Here is a 16200-nt window from a genome sequence, read left to right on the forward strand (position 1 = left end):
GTTTACCCCATGTTAGCCCAATACTCCTATAGCCAATCCCTCAACACACACCCTAAAAAATTTCAGAAAGGAGAATCCATGATGTTTGATTCTATCCTAAATTTACCTAGTCAATCTCTATTATATCTTGAAAACAAAATCAAATCAACGTACCTAACATTAAATCCAATCAAACAATATCCACTAATGACAACGGAACAATATGAAGCAATTTATCCATATGTTGCAGACATGTTTTATCAAGAATTGTCCTTTACTCCATATGATACAACTCTTGTTCATTTTGAAAATGATAAGAACATGGAATATGAGGTTAATGGAATCAAATTGAATGGATTCTACATTGCAGAATACCACAACGCTAAAACTCATATATTCATATTTACATATGAAGGAATCTGGCTTTATAACAATGAGCCATTAGAAACACCCACTCACATTCAAGGGTACATAAATAGATTAGTTTGCAACTCTCATGAATGTTTAATATATAACAAATCAATTACAAAGGAGAGTATAGATATGGATAATATCGAAAGATTACAAATGGAAATCGGTGGTATTGAATTGCCGTATGAAGAATTACTTGTGTATTTAGAAGAAGAAGGAATTAACGGTGATGTAACTTATAATGCTTCGTCAAAAGCAAACAAGAAAGCGATCTATGCAACTGCACTATCAATTTTAAATTCAATTGCAAATCAACCACACTTAATTAAAAACTACCGACAGGACGACATGACAATTGACAGTTTTGCTAAGTATCTGCAAGCAAGAATTGACCAACTAGAAAAGAAGATTCGTCAAATGCCAAATGAAGATTCTGCACCTAGCAACTTCTTCAATTTATTCCAATAAGAAAGGAGAGTAAACAATGGATAAGTTTAATATTTTTAAGACACAATATAACGCATTCAACGATATGTTGTCTTTGAGTGGTCAAGAAGTATTTGTAAATGGTGCTAAGAAGTATGGAATCATTACAAATACAGACACTAGAGAATTTAATGACAAATATATCTCTACTGACTTTCCTTTGATGCGTGGCGATTACATCTATTATAACAACATGTATTGGATGATTTGGAATCAAGTAACTGTACCACGTGCAGAAAATTATAAAGGTATTATAAGACAAGCAGAGCATGATGTTATCTTTAACTTGTATTATGCAGATGTAACATCTAAATATCTTTTAAAATGTCCTGCAATCATTCAGCGTACAAGTGACTATACACAGCACTACAGTAGTACAGTTGCTACAGTGACGATTGATTCAGAGATTCATGTATTTGTACAGGACACACCTAGCACAAGAAGAATTATTGAACTGGCAGGTAAAAGTGACGGTGAAATTATTATAGGTCAAAGAAACTATGACATTATCGGTGTATCTATTGAAAAGAAAGGATACCTTAACATTACTTGCCGTCTAGGTAATCGAAATTCTTCATCTGATTATGTTAATAATATTTATTGGTCATCTAGCACAACAAAACCTCCTGATTGGGAAAATCAAATTGACGATACTTTCTATCAGCATGGAAATGTTACACCAGAACCAGAGCCACCAACAAGCAATCTTCCAACAGGTGCAGAACCAACAGAAGTAACAGTGAAATCATATAATGATTCATCTTCTGGTAATGGTCTTTTAACATGGTCGGAGGAATCGAAGAATACTAATTGGGATGGTTTTAGTGGCTATCGTGTAAAAGTTGGGAAACTTGATTGGGGTGCTGATGTAATTAAAAATACATATATTGAAGCAGATGAATCTTGTATTATTGGTAAAGATCATACAGGTGAATGGTTTGTAATAATTGAATCTATCTATACAGACGGTACAACAACAGTTTATTTACAACCAAGACGATATACTGGTGAGCAATTAACAGCATTACCAGATGAACCTTCACCTTGGTAATAGAAATAGGAGCATATCTGATGATATGCTCTTTTTTTACTTTCTATGAAGTTTTGATTAATTCGTGATGTTTCGTATGAAGTTGATTCTTAAAACCTAGTACAAGCGAATTTGAGAGGTCGTTTTTTTGAGTAATGAATCTTTTTGATTTGCGTTTTCGTAATTCGTTTTAATATATATAAAGTTAGCAAATAATCGAACAAACTAAAATGTAGCAACCATATGGTGTATTCATTGTCCCAAAAGTACCAAATTATTATTTAGGATACCCTCTTGGACATTTTGGAATATTAAATTATCTGTTTGAAATGCAATGGGATATCACTTTTTGTCCAAAAATGAGAAATAAGGTGACATTGGTTTATCAGAAAATGTCCATTTTGAGGACAAAAAGCGATAAACTTATATCAAAAAGTGTCTCAAAAATGGACAAAAAGTGATAGGTATAGAGAATAGATAGTAAAAAGAATAGATAGTATAAAAGGAAGGTCGCTAACGCTCCCCTATCTTCTTTCGCTAACGCTCTTTGATTCGCCTTCGGCTCATTACCTCACTTCGTTCGGTGGGGCTTTGCCCCTTCTTTTACATAATAAAAAAATTGTTTTAAATGAACTTTAAAAGGTATTTTAAGCGAAATAAATTATTTAATTAAAGATTTTAAAGAAGTATGAAAATAAAAAAAGGGTGGTTATCTATTTTATAACCACCCTTTTAATTCAACCTATTAACCACCAGTATGACCATCCGACATTTGTTTTACAGTATAAATAGTTTGATGTGTATCTTTAGAATCCAGTACACCAAATGTTAATGTTAGTGCAGTCATAATTCCCATTAAACTAATTATTACTTTTTTCATTTTAATGCCCCCTTATCATGAATTTTTTCTCTTGCATTTGAACTTAGATAGAAGTATTTACTTGCCTTTAAGTGATTGCCTTCATGATAAAATTTCACTGCTAATTTTTCATTATATTCATTAATGTATTCGTATAGGTTTTCTTTTTCGAAATAAAGCATTCCTGCTAATATTATTGATTCTAATTGTTCTCCAGTAACTTCATTGTTTATTGCCAGTAAGATATTAAAGCGATGTTGGTATTCCTCATTTTTTAATTTTAAACTGATTTCTAAACCTGTTTTTAAAAGTTCTAATGCTTTTTCTTTATTATTAATTTTTGCTTGTTCACATGCTTCAATTAAAATTGCTCTATAGTTTGCCGGCATTTTTTCAGTTACTTCGGATAAATAGCGAATTGCTAATTCTGAAAGGTTTTGATTTGCATACATAAAACCTAAGTTATGTCGAACGTATAAGGTTGCTTGTTCTTCGTTTTGTTTTTGGAATATATCCAATGCAGAGATAAGAGATTCTTCTGCTAATTCATATTCTTTCAAATGTATACATGCTAATCCATAAAGGTTATTACAGTAACCAATGTTTAATTCATAACCATTGTATTTAGAAAAAAGTTCTTTTGCCTTAGAAACCTGTTTAAGTGCTAAAACATATTGTTGGTTATGACAACTAAAGGTAGAAAGTTTAAAATAAAACTCTGCTTGTTCAAGTTGATCTGGGATTTGTTTTAATTTAATTTCGGCTTTTTCATAATGTTCTTTTGCCAAATTATAATCACCAGTTATGTTTGAGTGCATTGCCTTGAAAAAATGGTAATAATATAATAAAGATTCATCCGTTGGTATATCAAAAGATTCTATTTCTTTAAAACTATCTTTGCCAATACTTAAACTGTCCATCAAGTATTGATAACGGAAGTTCAATAAAGAGTGGTATAAAAGTACATTTTCATCGTCTTTTACACTGGCAATGTTTTTATCGATTTCCTTTTTTAGTTGCTTTGCATTATCTAAATTTCTTTTTCGAATTTCTATATACCAATTATCTAATAACTTTGTAATCTGTTCATTCCCCTTCGTTTGAACGTTCATGATATCCTCCTTTGTTTTTTATAGATTCTTATAAATAATGATAGCAAGAATAGAATATAATAGATATTATACTTAATTGTTTTTCAATAAAAAACTGAATTTTCTGTTTTTTATTAAGGTAATATAAAATCATTTTAAATAGTACATAATAGGAAGTTTATGTGTATGGAAAAATATGATATTTTTATTAGTAAAGTGCAAATTTTATTAAAGGAAAGAGGGCGTAGGGATGGGGAAATTAGAACCATTTACAGGGGTGACGGTAACAGGGCAGATACTAAAAGAAGGATATACATTAAATTGGCGTAATCAAGAATTAATTATTGGACAAAAAGTAAAAAGTGAATTGATAAATATTGATACAAAAAAATGGAAACAGAATATTTCAATGGTTGAAATTGTTAGTGAAGATAGTGTGAAAAATGTGCAAAGTGCTGTAGTTCGTGGCGTTATTGGGAATATTGCATTAGGTGGTGCAGGAGCGTTAGCAGGGGCTCTGTCTGCAAAGAATGATTCTACATTTCATGTAATAATTAGATATCATAATGGATATGTAGATTTGATAGAATGTGATATTAAATTGTACACCAAACTTTTGCAACAAGTAGAAGAAAATAAACGTTCTGGAAACAGTGAATTCATTAATATGGAATATGAGGTAGAAGAGTATAAAAGGAAGAAAGAGCAATTTGATAAAGGACAAACCATGGATATGGTTGGCTGTGGCGTGATCTTAATTATAATTATTGTTATAGTTTTTGTTTTTATTGGTATTTTGGCAGATTAATAAAATAATTAGTAGGGTGTTTGATACTAGGAAGAAATTTAATAATTTTTGTTAAATAGAAAGTAAATATGGGGGATAAAAATGGCTAAAAAATTGAGTGTGGATGAAGTAGAAAAAATGCGTATTAAAGTTATTGAAAATGCTAGTGAATTATTAGAAGATGCGAAGTTGCTATTAGAAAACAAAAGGTATACACGTGCGTACACCCTTTCTCATTTATTGTGTGAAGAGTTATCTAAGATTCCAATGATTGGTAGGGCATTAACCGAAAGTGTAATGGACAAAAATTACAATTGGAAAGAGTTACATAAAAGGTTAGTGAATCACAACCCTAAAATTAGATTATTTATGATAATGCCTACTGTAAATATAAAGGATTTAGAGAAGGTCGTTAGTATGCCTATGGACGAAGGAATGGATGCGTTTGAAAAAAAATTAAATAATTTAAAAAATAATAGTTTATATAGTGGATTTCAAGGTAACGAGTTTAAGAAACCATCCGAAGTTATTACTAAGGAAATTGCGGAAGCCATGTTTGGAATTGCTAGCGATTATTTTCTGTTTATGAAGGTTTCAGAAAAGAGGTTAAGGGGAAATACATATAAGACAGTAAATGAAGAGTTTATCAGTGAATTCTCTAAACTTAAAGAATTTGGTGTGAAAAATCCTGATTCTATGGCATTTATGAACTTTTTTATGAAGAAAACTTATGAAGGTTTAAAAAGAAGTGAAAAAAAGAAAGGGAACTAAATGTCCTTATTTTATTTGTAGATTATTAGTGTTATGACGAAAATTTAATTATTGTAGATACCGATGAATTATGTTAAGATTCAATGATGTGTCTAATACATAAATCCATTGTATTTTTTTCCTAGACATATTATTATTGAAGTAGTAATAAATGATTCGGAGAAAAGAAAATAGAGGAAACCTTTAAATAACTATGTTTTTGAGTTTATTGTGGTGACAGATTACTACCAATACTTCGGAAAACGTCCACCGCGTAATTCATAGTATAAAACTCCTCCAGCACGCATATACTGGCTATTATGTAATGCGTAAAGGAGGCAGTGATATGGATAGTTTTCAATTATCGATGATTCAAAAAGCTATTCACCGTACGTATGATGAGCTCGGAAAAGAAGTGGATAGTCAAGGCGTAATTGTAGATGAAATACAAAAAGCGCAAGAAGAATATTTATCAGCTCTTTCACATGAAACAGCGATTGATAAACGGTATTTAAAGTCATTAATATAGAAGAAAATTTTCCTTTTTCGAAAGGAAAATTTTTTTTCGTGTATTTCTAAGTATTGCAACAGGGGAAAGTGGCTGCACACATATGAGTAGCAGTTACTATATCGTTTTATAGAAAAACTTTTTGGTTGGAGGCTAAGGATGTTTACTGAGAAGAGATTACCATTTGAAGTAGGAAAACAAGATAATTTTTATGATAAGTTGAATGAGTGGATTGGAGATGTATTTTACGACATCCTTCCGGAAAAAGGCTTTGAAGAGCGTGATGAACAAATCTTTATGGCGTTTCAATTAGAGCGTGCTTTCCAAGAGAAAAAAGTTATGTTTGCAGAAGCGGGTGTAGGAACAGGGAAAACGATTGTATACCTTTTATATGCAATTTGTTATGCGCGTTATACAGGAAAACCTGCTATTATCGCCTGTGCAGATGAAACATTAATTGAGCAGCTTGTGAAAGAAGAAGGGGACATTGCTAAGTTATCAGAAGCATTAGGACTATCTGTTGACGTAAGACTTGCGAAATCGATGGATAACTATTTATGTTTACGTAAACTTGAAGATGTTATGAGTGGACGAGCTCCAGAAGTAATTGAAGACGTATATTATGAATTACCACAGTTTGTATTTGATCATGGTACGATGCAAAACTTTACTCACTATGGTGACAGAAAAGAATTTCCACTTTTAAATGATGAGGAATGGTCAAAAGTAAACTGGGATTACTTCCAAGATTGCTTCACTTGTGATTCACGTCATCGTTGTGGACAAACTCTTTCTCGTGAACATTATCGTAAAGCGGCAGATTTAATCATTTGTTCTCAAGATTTTTATATGGATCATATTTGGACGTACGATGCTCGTAAACGTGAAGGACAAATTCCGTTATTACCTGAAAGTAGCTGCGTTGTATTCGATGAAGGACATCTTGTAGAATATGCAGCTCAAAAAGCTTTAACGTACCGTTTAAAGCAAACGATGATGGAGCAGCTTTTAACGAGATTGTTACAGAACGATATTCGTGAAGAGTTTGCACATTTAGTAGAAGAAACAATTTGGCAAACAGAGCGATTCTTTGATGTGTTACAAGAGAATAAAAAGGAAATTGAAGGTTCTGATCGTTTAGAAATTACTGTGACAGAAAAAGTAACCGCAGAAGCGAAAAGACTTTATGCAAAAATCGGTGAAGTCGGTGATGCACTAGTATTTGAAAGTGAAATGCATACAGTAAACACATACGATTTAAATATCGTTGATGAACATTTAGATGTGTTAGAACATTCACTTCGTCTTTTCATGCATGAGAAAAATGTAATTACGTGGGGTGAAGAAGGTGATGGTGCCTTCACGTTAGTTATTATGCCGCGTGCAGTTGAAGAAGTGTTACAAGAAAAAGTATTCTCGAAGAAAATTCCATACATTTTCTCTTCTGCGACATTATCGGACAACGATTCGTTCGCATTTACTGCAAATAGCTTAGGGGTAAAAGATTACTTATCATTCTCAGTTGCCTCACCGTTTAATTATGAAGAGCAAATGGCAGTAAACTTACTATCGCATACGAAAGAAAATGAATGGGAAAGAAAGTGTCAATATACACTTGAAAATATACAGAAAACGAATGGACGTACGCTTGTATTATTCCGTACAACGCAAGAACTTGCAGCGTTCAAAGAATATGTAAGTAAAGAGCAAATGTCAGTTCCGTTCTTATATGAAGGGGATCAAGAAATTAGTCAGCTCGTTTCTCGTTTCCAAAATGAAGAAGAGACTGTACTTTGTGCCGTTCATTTATGGGAAGGTTTAGATATTCCGGGTTCATCATTATCACATGTAATAATTTGGTCATTACCATTCCCTCCAAACGATCCTGTGTTTGAAGCGAAACGTAAGCACGTAAATAATCCATTCTGGGATGTAGATGTGCCATATATGATTTTACGTCTTCGTCAAGGGATTGGACGTTTAATTCGTACGAGCGACGATAAAGGTGCTATATCAATCTTCTTATCAGATACGGAAGATGAAAAAGTGATAGAAGCAGTGAAAAAGGTACTTCCGGTAGAAGGTAAAGTATTGTAAGGAAAAGCTTGGCGCTTGCCAAGCTTTTTTTCTATTATAAAAGGAATTTATGTTTCCGTGTCGAAATAAGTTTGAGGTAGAAAAAGGAGGTCTTTTATACGATGACAGTTGCTACATATGAAGTAGAAAAACAATTTTTAACATATGTGAAGAAGATAGAAAATTACGGAGAAGCATTAAGCTTAATGTTTTGGGATTTAAGAACGGGTGCACCAAAAAAAGGTGTGGATCAGCGTTCAGAAGTCATAGGGATGCTTTCGTCAGAAGTGTTTGCTATGTCGACTTCAGATGAGATGGGGAACTACTTAACTGAGCTTGAAGCTTTAATATCTGAAGATAAACTTTCTGAAACGACGAAGAAAATGGTTGAAGAGTGTCGTAAAGAATATGATAGAAATAAGAAAATTCCACAAGCTGAATACGAAGCGTATGTGAAATTAGAAGCGAAAGCGGAAAGTGTGTGGGAAGAAGCACGCGAAAAATCTGATTTCGAAATGTTCCGTCCGTACTTAGAAAAAATTGTTGAATTCAAAAAGAAATTTATTACATATTGGGGTTACGAAACATATAAATATAATACATTATTAGACATGTATGAGCCTGGTATTACAGTAGAAGTGTTAGATCACGTATTTGGTCAACTTCGTGAGCGTATCGTGCCGCTTGTAAAAGAAATCTCAGAGTCTAAAAAGGGATTAAAAACAAGTGCTTTATCGGAACACTTTTCGAAAGAAAAACAAAAGAACTTTACATTAGAGTTATTAAAGCAATTGAATTATGACTTTGAAGCAGGGCGTCTTGATGAAACGGTACATCCTTTCGAAATTACATTAAATAGAGGGGATGTTCGTATTACAACACGCTATGATGAGAAAGATTTCCGTATGGCTGTGTTTGGAACAATTCATGAATGTGGTCATGCTGTATATGAACAAAATATTGCAGAAAAGTTTGAGGGTACACCGCTATGTAGTGGAACATCTATGGGTATTCATGAATCGCAATCATTATTCTTTGAAAACTTTATCAGTCGTAATAAATCATTCTGGAAGAAAAATTATGATTTATTAAAAGAGTATAGTGACGGTCAATTTAACGATATATCAGTCGATGAGTTTTATGATGCGATTAACGAATCGAAGCCTTCATTCATTCGTATAGAAGCAGATGAGCTTACATATCCGCTTCATGTTATGGTTCGTTATGAGCTTGAGAAAGAATTATTTGATGGTACACTACAAGTGAAGGACTTACCAGCGGCTTGGAATGATAAGATGGAAGCATATTTAGGAATTCGTCCAGAAAATGATGCACAAGGTGTATTACAAGATGTTCACTGGGCTGGTGGCTCATTTGGATACTTCCCATCTTATGCGCTTGGTTACATGTATGCAGCGCAATTTCAGCAAAGAATGCTAAAAGATATTCCAAACTTTGATGCATTATTAGAAGAAGGTAACGTGACGCCAATTCGTGAGTGGTTAACAGAAAACATTCATCAATATGGCAAAACGAAAAAGCCACTTGAAATTTTAGAAGATGTAACAGGTGAAGGGCTAAATGCAAACTACTTAGCTGATTATTTAGAAGCGAAGTATAGAGAGATTTACGAGTTATAAAAAAGAGCTGCTTAATTGCAGCTCTTTTTTTAAAGGGGATGGGAGAATGGATTATACATTTACAGTAATGAACCAAAAGGAAGCAGAGGAAATTGCATACAACTGGCATTATGAAGGGAAATATTCCTTTTATGATATAGAGGCAGATCAAGAAGATTTAGCAGAGTTTTTAAGTACTGAAATGAGAGGAGACGATACGTTTGCTGTGAAGGAAAATGGTACTCTCATTGGTTACTTGAGTTTTTCTAAAATGAATAATCAAACGGTTGATATAGGACTTGGAATGAGACCTGATATAGCTGGCAATGGATTAGGGTTAAAGTTCGTGAAGGCTGGACTAGATTTTAGTGAAGAAAAATACGGCTGCAACTATATAACACTATCAGTAGCGACATTTAATGAGAGAGCGATTAAAGTATATAAAAGGGCAGGATTTGAAGCAGTTGGAACGTTTATCCAGGAGACGAACGGTAGTTGTTTTGAGTTTTTGAAAATGAATTATATATGTAAAAATGACTAAAAAACAGAAGAGAGTTCTTCTGTTTTTTAGTTTAAAGTTTTTTTTGTAACTACATTAACTTTCAGTTGCTAGCATGTGTACAGCTGCTTCATGCATCTCTTTCAAACCTGACACTTGAGCATATTCAGCAACAGTGATACTACTTGTTGTTAGAAGTTCGATAATATGTTCATCCATTCTTGGCCAAGTTTTACCACCAGCATTGTCATAAGAGCTAATTAACTTTGTTAGTCCATCTTTCCCAAAGAGCAGATAATGTGATGTGAAATCTATAGAAACATCAGCTATCCCTACTTCTGTCCAATCGATTAAGCCAGTTACATTATTTTTCTTATCAATCAGGATATGACCTGGATGTATATCCCCATGCGTTACTCCTACATGAGATGGCCAAAAAGAATCTTCAGTTAGCCATGCTTGCCAACGATCCCATAATTTTTGATTGACATAGTATTGTTCCTTCACTCGATTCATCCTTTGTTCCATAGAAGCTCTTAATTCATTAGCAGTAAGAATTTCAATACCGATATTATTAAATTCTTGTTGAGGTAATGAGTGTAAATTCGCTAGAACTTTTCCTAATGAAATATGGTATTCAGATGGTGCGTTTTTTTCATTAAAGCTCCATATATATCCTTGTTGTTCTATATCAATAGTGGCGGCAGGAACGCCACTTAGTTGCTTATAGGCAATTAAGTCTTCAGTGAATATAGACCAATCAGGAACTTGGAATCTTGCATGGTTTTTTATGATTTCCAATGCCTTTTTTTCTTGTAGGACATGTCTCATAGATTCTGGTCTACGAGGAATTCTTAGTATCCATTTATCTCCGTTTTGTTCTTTAGCGTGTGCTACTTGAAAGTCAACACCAGATTCATTGATTTTTATTGAATCTTCTAAGATATTTAGGCCTTCCTTAGTTGCTAATTGTTTAATTTTAAGTGTGTTCATTTTTATTTCCTCCAAATGCTTATTTTAATCTTAATGCTTGAGTACGTTTTCTGTTACCATTTTCCCCTAACTACACCAATAGGATCAAATTAGTGAGATATAAGAAGATGTAATCATAAAAAAACCACAGACGGGCTTCTGTCTGTGGTTAAGAGTAAACGAGGATATAAGAAATAGAGGTCTCTCTTTGTATGAAAAAACATACGACAAAAAGACAGATGTATATCTGCCTTTCTCCATGTAGAAAGTGTACTTTTCCGTTGAAGATTATTAAAAATGTGCAGACTAATCCCGTTTACTCTGCTTTATGAAAACAGAGCCTTTGAACATATTAAGTTACTTAGTGTTCAAAGTTTGCTGACGTAGTCTTCCTGCATGCATCATTTTTAAAAACCCTCCTTTTAATAGTATAGTAACACTATACGTTGTTTATAAGTGAATATCAATAAAAAACACTAAATGAACATCCAAAAAAATGCATATTAAAAAATAAATGATGTTTGCTTTTGTAATTGGAATTTTTGCTAGAGGGTGTGTATGATTGAACTTTAGTAGCAAATAGCAAGCTTAGCAAGGAGAGGTAGAATGATTACAATTAAAACGAAAAGTGAAATAGATTTGATGCATGAATCTGGGAAATTACTTGCTTCATGTCATAGAGAAATTGGAAAAATGATAAAACCGGGAATAACAACACAAGAAATTGAGACATTTGTTGAAGTGTATTTAGAAAAGCATGGCGCAACATCTGAGCAGAAAGGTTATAACGGGTATCCATATGCGATATGTGCGTCTGTAAACGATGAAATGTGTCATGGGTTTCCGGCCGATGTTCCTTTAAATGAGGGAGATGTTGTCACAATTGATATGGTAGTAAACTTAAATGGTGCGCTATCAGATTCTGCATGGACATATATAGTAGGGGATGTTTCTGACGAAACAAAAAGGTTATTGCTAGTGGCTGAGAGTGCTTTATATAAAGGAATTGATCAGGCGATAATCGGTAATCATGTAGGGGATATTGGTTTTGCAATTGAAAGTTATGCAAATGCTGAAGGTTTTTCTGTTGCAAGAGATTTTACGGGGCATGGGATTGGTAAAGAGATTCATGAAGAACCAGCAATTTTTCATTTTGGTAAACCGGGACAAGGACCTAAGCTGCAAGAAGGCATGGTAATTACAATTGAGCCGATTGTAAATGTAGGTATGCGCTATTCTAAAGTTGATTTAAATGGATGGACTGCAAGAACGATGGATGGGAAATTATCTGCTCAATACGAGCATACAATTGCGATTACAAAAGATGGGCCAGTCATTTTAACGAAGTTGTAATAGAGAATGTAAGAGTTTGCAAAAATCGAACGAAAATAGTGTTTTTATAAAATTTGTACGTGTTTTATTAATAAATACTTTTCAAAGTATAAAAATTGCGTTATAATCCTTCTATAAAATAAATAGTTAGCTACACTCATATAATCGCGGGGATATGGCCTGCAAGTTTCTACCGAAGTACCGTAAATACTTTGACTATGAGTGAGGACGAATATATTTGCTTGTTAAGCATTCTTTTTTGCGAAACTCCAAAAGCACGTCTCTCACTTGTAACGAGTGGTGGCGGCTTTTGGAGTTTTTTTATTGCATAAGAGGAGGAACAAACATGAAAGTATTACAAGAAAAGATTTTGAACGAAGGAAAGGTTTTATCTGGTGACGTATTAAAGGTAGATGCATTTTTAAATCACCAAATTGATCCGGTACTTATGCAAGAGATTGGAAAAGAATTTGCTAAACGTTTTAAAGAAGAGAACATTACAAAAATCGTGACGATTGAATCTTCTGGCATTGCACCAGCAGTTATGGCTGCATTAGAGCTGGGTGTAAAAGTAATTTTTGCAAGAAAACGTAAATCGTTAACGTTACAAGATAATATGTATGTTGCAAACGTATATTCATTTACAAAACAAGAAACAAATGAAATTTCACTATCTCGCACTCATATTGATGAAAATGATCGTGTATTAATCATTGATGACTTTTTAGCAAACGGTCAGGCTGCTTTGGGTTTAATGAGTTTAGTAGAGCAAGCTGGAGCAAGCATTGCGGGAATTGGAATTGTTATTGAAAAAGCATTTCAAGATGGAGGAAAGAAGCTTCGTGAACAAGGCGTTCGTGTTGAGTCACTAGCAGAAATTGCATCACTTGATAACGGCACAGTTACATTTGTACAGCAAGAAACTGCGGAGGTGAAATAAGCGATGAAGCAACATCCATTTAAAATCGCATCGCTAGGTATGCAGCATATGCTTGCTATGTATGCCGGTGCAATTATCGTTCCACTTATTGTGGGAGGGGGACTTGGCTTAAATCAAAAAGAGTTAACATATTTAGTCTCAATTGATTTATTAATGTGCGGCGTTGCAACAATTTTACAAGCATTATCAAATCGCTTTTTCGGTATTGGACTTCCAGTTGTACTAGGTTGTACATTTACAGCGGTTGGGCCGATGATTGCAATTGGAAAACAATACGGCGTGTCTTCTATTTATGGAGCAATTATTGCTGCCGGTTTGTTTGTTGTTATTTTTGCGAAATTATTTGGAAAGCTTGTAAAATTATTTCCCCCTGTCGTAACAGGGTCTGTTGTTACTGTAATTGGAGTTACACTTGTTCCAGCAGCGATTAATGATATGGCTGGCGGAGTAGGAAGCAAAGATTTCGGAAGTCTTGAAAACTTAGCGTTAGCATTTGGCGTATTATTATTTATCATCATTATGTATCGTTTCTTTGATGGATTTATCCGTTCTATTTCTATTTTATTAGGTCTTTTGTTCGGTACAATCGTTGCAGCGTTTATGGGGAAAGTAAGCTTGCAAGCTGTTGGAGAAGCAGATTGGTTCCACGGTATTCAGCCGTTTTACTTCGGTACACCGACATTTGAATTAACGCCAATTATTACGATGATTCTCGTTGCTTGTGTAGGGATTGTAGAAGCAACAGGTGTATACTTTGCGTTATCTGATATTTGTAATAAAAAGATCGGTGAAAAAGAATTAACAAAAGGCTATCGCGCAGAAGGGTTAGCGATGGTGTTAGGTGGTATTTTTAACGCATTTCCATATACAACTTACTCTCAAAACGTAGGACTTGTTCAATTAACAGGAGTAAGAAATCGCGTTATTATTTATACTTGTGGTGGTATGTTAATCGTTCTTGGGTTCATTCCAAAAATCGCAGCTATTACAACAATCATTCCGAAATCAGTACTTGGTGGTGCGATGTTAGCGATGTTCGGTATGGTTATGGCATATGGTATTAAAATGTTAAGTAGCGTTGATTTTGGAAAGCAAGAAAACTTATTAATTGTTGCATGCTCTGTGGGAATTGGGCTTGGGGTTACAGTCGTTCCTACATTATTCTCACAACTTCCAGAAAATATTCGTATTTTAACAGATAACGGAATTGTGCTAGGAAGTGCATCAGCAGTACTTTTAAATATTGTATTTAATATGGTGCCGCAGCGAAAAGGGAAAGTAAAAGAAGAGCCAGTTTCGATGCAAAATGCAGTAAGAGAAGCATAGAAAAGCAAGGTCTCATTATGAGACCTTGCTTTTCTTTTTAAGTGGCATCATTTTCCCATACGTACCAAGCCGCCAAATGTACTCAAGTGGCCCGTATTGATAATGTGAAAGCCACCAGCGGCTAATAAAGATTTGTAACGTATAAAAACTGATGCAAAATAGAGGTCCTACCCATAATGGAGCAAGATAATCGTTTTTGAACAATAGTCCGAATACAAGTAATGTACCAATTGTATGTGAGATGTAATTTGTTAACGCCATTCGTCCAACGTATTGGAATGGGCGTAATAATGTTTGCCATTTTTCTTTTTGTAATAAACGCATTAGCGTGAAAATGTAGAAGATGAATAATGTTTTTCCACTGAACATTGTAAAGGCCTGCATATAAATTGGTTCATAAAATGGTTTTGATAAGAAGTAACGAACCATGAAGAACCACATTGGTAATGTTAAAATGAACGTAATAATTTGCCATTTTTTAAGTTTTGTATCTACCTCTTTCGTGCGGCGGAAAATATCCTTTTTACCGGCGTATAAACCAAGTAAAAATAGCCCAACTGTTTCTGGGAGCATTGTAATATTTAATACTATTCCATCAGCATAAAATGCATGGAAACGATTTTGTATTTGTGACACCCAGTCTTCAAGTGGCATGACTGGTAAGGAGAATCCAAGTTCAGCCTTTGACATTAAGGCAACACTAATACTAGCAATTAGTATAAGAAATTGAAAAATACTTAATAAAGCAATTGCCCATATTAAAATGGTACGAGGTTCTCTCTTATAAAATAAAAATAAGAAAAATCCAGCGATTGCATAAGTATGTAAAATGTCTCCGTCCCATAAAAGCACATAATGTAAGAAACCAAATAATAATAAAATAAGTAAGCGACGAACAAATAAAGTTTTTGGTCGATCTGTTTTCGCTTCAGCACGAGTCATAAAAATATAAAAGCCTAGTCCGAATAAAAACGAAAAGATAGTATAAAACTTTGTTTGAATAAACATATCGTAAATTAGACGGATATAACTATCTAGTCCCTCATAAACTCCTGAAAGATCACGTGAGTCAATTCCAGCAATAATAGGCCAGTTAACAAGAAAAATACCTAGTACAGCTATTCCCCTAATGATATCAATTGAGTGTATCCTCTCGCCTTGCGTGAGATTTTGTGTCATTATTTTCCTCCTTAATAAGTAATTCCCTTTTATTATACAAAATGTAAGGGGGAGGGGATAGAGGGGATTTCCAATTTTTAAAACTGTTAAGATGTGTATTATGAGATATAATAAGAGTGCACAGCAAGTTTTAAACTTCTTTAAAACAGGCAGTAAAGCTCCTTTTCCCGAAGGAGCTTTCTTTTTTAGAAATTTGTTGATAATGATTCTCTTTAATGATAAAATGTATTCAAAAGTGATAATCATTATCAAAAAAAGGTTGGTGCGCGAGTATGGTATATGCATTAGTAGCAGGTACAGTCGCTGTATATGCAGTTATTGCGAAATATGTTTTAAATGGAGTAGGAACAGCAAAA

General features: G+C 33.8%; 15 protein-coding genes and 1 riboswitch. Of the genes, 11 read left to right on the forward strand and 4 right to left on the reverse strand.

Annotated elements, in window-relative coordinates:
- Window positions 1-81: 81 nt before the first annotated feature.
- Window positions 82-858: a glutathionylspermidine synthase gene (locus MHH42_RS07840; protein ID WP_262753705.1), complete on the forward strand. Its 777-nt coding sequence runs from the start codon at window positions 82-84 to the stop codon at window positions 856-858.
- Window positions 859-874: 16 nt separating this feature from the next.
- The gene (locus MHH42_RS07845; RefSeq protein WP_262753707.1) at window positions 875-1927 is read left to right on the forward strand and encodes a cell surface protein; all 1053 of its coding nucleotides are present in this window, start codon (window positions 875-877) and stop codon (window positions 1925-1927) included.
- Window positions 1928-2651: 724 nt separating this feature from the next.
- Here the strand turns inward: MHH42_RS07845 and MHH42_RS07850 are convergent.
- Both MHH42_RS07850 and MHH42_RS07855 read right to left on the reverse strand, forming a co-directional pair.
- Entirely contained in the window at window positions 2652-2786 is a 135-nt protein-coding gene (locus MHH42_RS07850; protein WP_254918733.1) for a hypothetical protein, read from the reverse strand.
- On the reverse strand, window positions 2783-3877 hold the full coding sequence (locus MHH42_RS07855; protein WP_340893104.1) for a Rap family tetratricopeptide repeat protein: 1095 nt from the start codon (window positions 3875-3877) through the stop codon (window positions 2783-2785). The genes MHH42_RS07850 and MHH42_RS07855 overlap by 4 nt, the downstream gene beginning before the upstream one ends.
- A 229-nt stretch (window positions 3878-4106) precedes the next feature.
- Between MHH42_RS07855 and MHH42_RS07860 the strand changes: the two genes are divergently transcribed.
- The 6 genes from MHH42_RS07860 to MHH42_RS07885 all read left to right on the forward strand — a co-directional run bounded on the left by MHH42_RS07860 (window position 4107) and on the right by MHH42_RS07885 (window position 10137).
- Window positions 4107-4664, forward strand: coding sequence for a hypothetical protein (locus MHH42_RS07860; RefSeq protein WP_098962912.1), 558 nt, complete (start codon window positions 4107-4109; stop codon window positions 4662-4664).
- Window positions 4665-4745: 81 nt separating this feature from the next.
- Complete coding sequence (locus MHH42_RS07865) at window positions 4746-5414, forward strand: AbiV family abortive infection protein (RefSeq protein WP_088667048.1); 669 nt, start codon at window positions 4746-4748, stop codon at window positions 5412-5414.
- Between the two features lie 325 nt (window positions 5415-5739).
- Window positions 5740-5922 carry a DUF3921 domain-containing protein gene (locus MHH42_RS07870; RefSeq protein ID WP_000376898.1) on the forward strand — a complete coding sequence of 61 codons (183 nt, stop codon included), beginning with the start codon at window positions 5740-5742 and terminating at the stop codon, window positions 5920-5922.
- A 138-nt stretch (window positions 5923-6060) separates the two neighbouring features.
- On the forward strand, window positions 6061-7998 hold the full coding sequence (locus MHH42_RS07875) for an ATP-dependent DNA helicase (RefSeq protein WP_016108092.1): 1938 nt from the start codon (window positions 6061-6063) through the stop codon (window positions 7996-7998).
- Window positions 7999-8099: 101 nt separating this feature from the next.
- Window positions 8100-9617 carry a carboxypeptidase gene (gene ypwA, locus MHH42_RS07880; protein ID WP_340893111.1) on the forward strand — a complete coding sequence of 506 codons (1518 nt, stop codon included), beginning with the start codon at window positions 8100-8102 and terminating at the stop codon, window positions 9615-9617.
- Between the two features lie 46 nt (window positions 9618-9663).
- On the forward strand, window positions 9664-10137 hold the full coding sequence (locus MHH42_RS07885; protein WP_000386699.1) for a GNAT family N-acetyltransferase: 474 nt from the start codon (window positions 9664-9666) through the stop codon (window positions 10135-10137).
- 54 nt (window positions 10138-10191) lie between these two features.
- Here MHH42_RS07885 and mphL read toward each other — a convergent pair whose 3' ends face one another.
- The gene (gene mphL, locus MHH42_RS07890) at window positions 10192-11088 is read right to left on the reverse strand and encodes a macrolide 2'-phosphotransferase MphL (protein WP_340893113.1); all 897 of its coding nucleotides are present in this window, start codon (window positions 11086-11088) and stop codon (window positions 10192-10194) included.
- Between the two features lie 585 nt (window positions 11089-11673).
- Here mphL and MHH42_RS07895 point away from each other — a divergent pair.
- The 3 genes from MHH42_RS07895 (at window position 11674) to pbuX (ending at window position 14665) form a co-directional block, all read left to right on the forward strand.
- Window positions 11674-12420, forward strand: a complete 747-nt coding sequence (locus MHH42_RS07895) for a type I methionyl aminopeptidase (protein ID WP_016108094.1) — start codon at window positions 11674-11676, stop codon at window positions 12418-12420.
- A 116-nt stretch (window positions 12421-12536) separates the two neighbouring features.
- A riboswitch (purine riboswitch) is annotated at window positions 12537-12638 on the forward strand.
- A gap of 107 nt (window positions 12639-12745) precedes the next feature.
- The gene (locus MHH42_RS07900) at window positions 12746-13339 is read left to right on the forward strand and encodes a xanthine phosphoribosyltransferase (RefSeq protein WP_000866492.1); all 594 of its coding nucleotides are present in this window, start codon (window positions 12746-12748) and stop codon (window positions 13337-13339) included.
- A 3-nt stretch (window positions 13340-13342) separates the two neighbouring features.
- Window positions 13343-14665 carry a xanthine permease PbuX gene (gene pbuX / locus MHH42_RS07905; RefSeq protein ID WP_000809217.1) on the forward strand — a complete coding sequence of 441 codons (1323 nt, stop codon included), beginning with the start codon at window positions 13343-13345 and terminating at the stop codon, window positions 14663-14665.
- Window positions 14666-14680: 15 nt separating this feature from the next.
- Here the strand turns inward: pbuX and MHH42_RS07910 are convergent, their stop codons facing one another.
- On the reverse strand, window positions 14681-15844 hold the full coding sequence (locus tag MHH42_RS07910) for a DUF418 domain-containing protein (RefSeq protein WP_097872674.1): 1164 nt from the start codon (window positions 15842-15844) through the stop codon (window positions 14681-14683).
- Window positions 15845-16200 lie beyond the last annotated feature (356 nt).

The organism is Bacillus sp. FSL L8-0099 (assembly GCF_038006385.1).
Taxonomy (GTDB): domain Bacteria; phylum Bacillota; class Bacilli; order Bacillales; family Bacillaceae_G; genus Bacillus_A; species Bacillus_A toyonensis.

Excerpts from the sequence above, each read along its gene's own strand:
- MHH42_RS07850 (WP_254918733.1), bottom strand. The coding sequence starts at position 2,786 with ATGAAAAAAGTAATAATTAGTTTAATGGGAATTATGACTGCACTAACA.
- MHH42_RS07895 (WP_016108094.1), top strand. The coding sequence starts at position 11,674 with ATGATTACAATTAAAACGAAAAGTGAAATAGATTTGATGCATGAATCT.
- MHH42_RS07855 (WP_340893104.1), bottom strand. The coding sequence starts at position 3,877 with ATGAACGTTCAAACGAAGGGGAATGAACAGATTACAAAGTTATTAGAT.
- MHH42_RS07885 (WP_000386699.1), top strand. The coding sequence starts at position 9,664 with ATGGATTATACATTTACAGTAATGAACCAAAAGGAAGCAGAGGAAATT.
- MHH42_RS07875 (WP_016108092.1), top strand. The coding sequence starts at position 6,061 with ATGTTTACTGAGAAGAGATTACCATTTGAAGTAGGAAAACAAGATAAT.
- MHH42_RS07910 (WP_097872674.1), bottom strand. The coding sequence starts at position 15,844 with ATGACACAAAATCTCACGCAAGGCGAGAGGATACACTCAATTGATATC.
- MHH42_RS07870 (WP_000376898.1), top strand. The coding sequence starts at position 5,740 with ATGGATAGTTTTCAATTATCGATGATTCAAAAAGCTATTCACCGTACG.
- MHH42_RS07860 (WP_098962912.1), top strand. The coding sequence starts at position 4,107 with ATGGGGAAATTAGAACCATTTACAGGGGTGACGGTAACAGGGCAGATA.
- MHH42_RS07865 (WP_088667048.1), top strand. The coding sequence starts at position 4,746 with ATGGCTAAAAAATTGAGTGTGGATGAAGTAGAAAAAATGCGTATTAAA.
- ypwA (WP_340893111.1), top strand. The coding sequence starts at position 8,100 with ATGACAGTTGCTACATATGAAGTAGAAAAACAATTTTTAACATATGTG.
- MHH42_RS07845 (WP_262753707.1), top strand. The coding sequence starts at position 875 with ATGGATAAGTTTAATATTTTTAAGACACAATATAACGCATTCAACGAT.
- MHH42_RS07900 (WP_000866492.1), top strand. The coding sequence starts at position 12,746 with ATGAAAGTATTACAAGAAAAGATTTTGAACGAAGGAAAGGTTTTATCT.
- pbuX (WP_000809217.1), top strand. The coding sequence starts at position 13,343 with ATGAAGCAACATCCATTTAAAATCGCATCGCTAGGTATGCAGCATATG.
- MHH42_RS07840 (WP_262753705.1), top strand. The coding sequence starts at position 82 with ATGTTTGATTCTATCCTAAATTTACCTAGTCAATCTCTATTATATCTT.
- mphL (WP_340893113.1), bottom strand. The coding sequence starts at position 11,088 with ATGAACACACTTAAAATTAAACAATTAGCAACTAAGGAAGGCCTAAAT.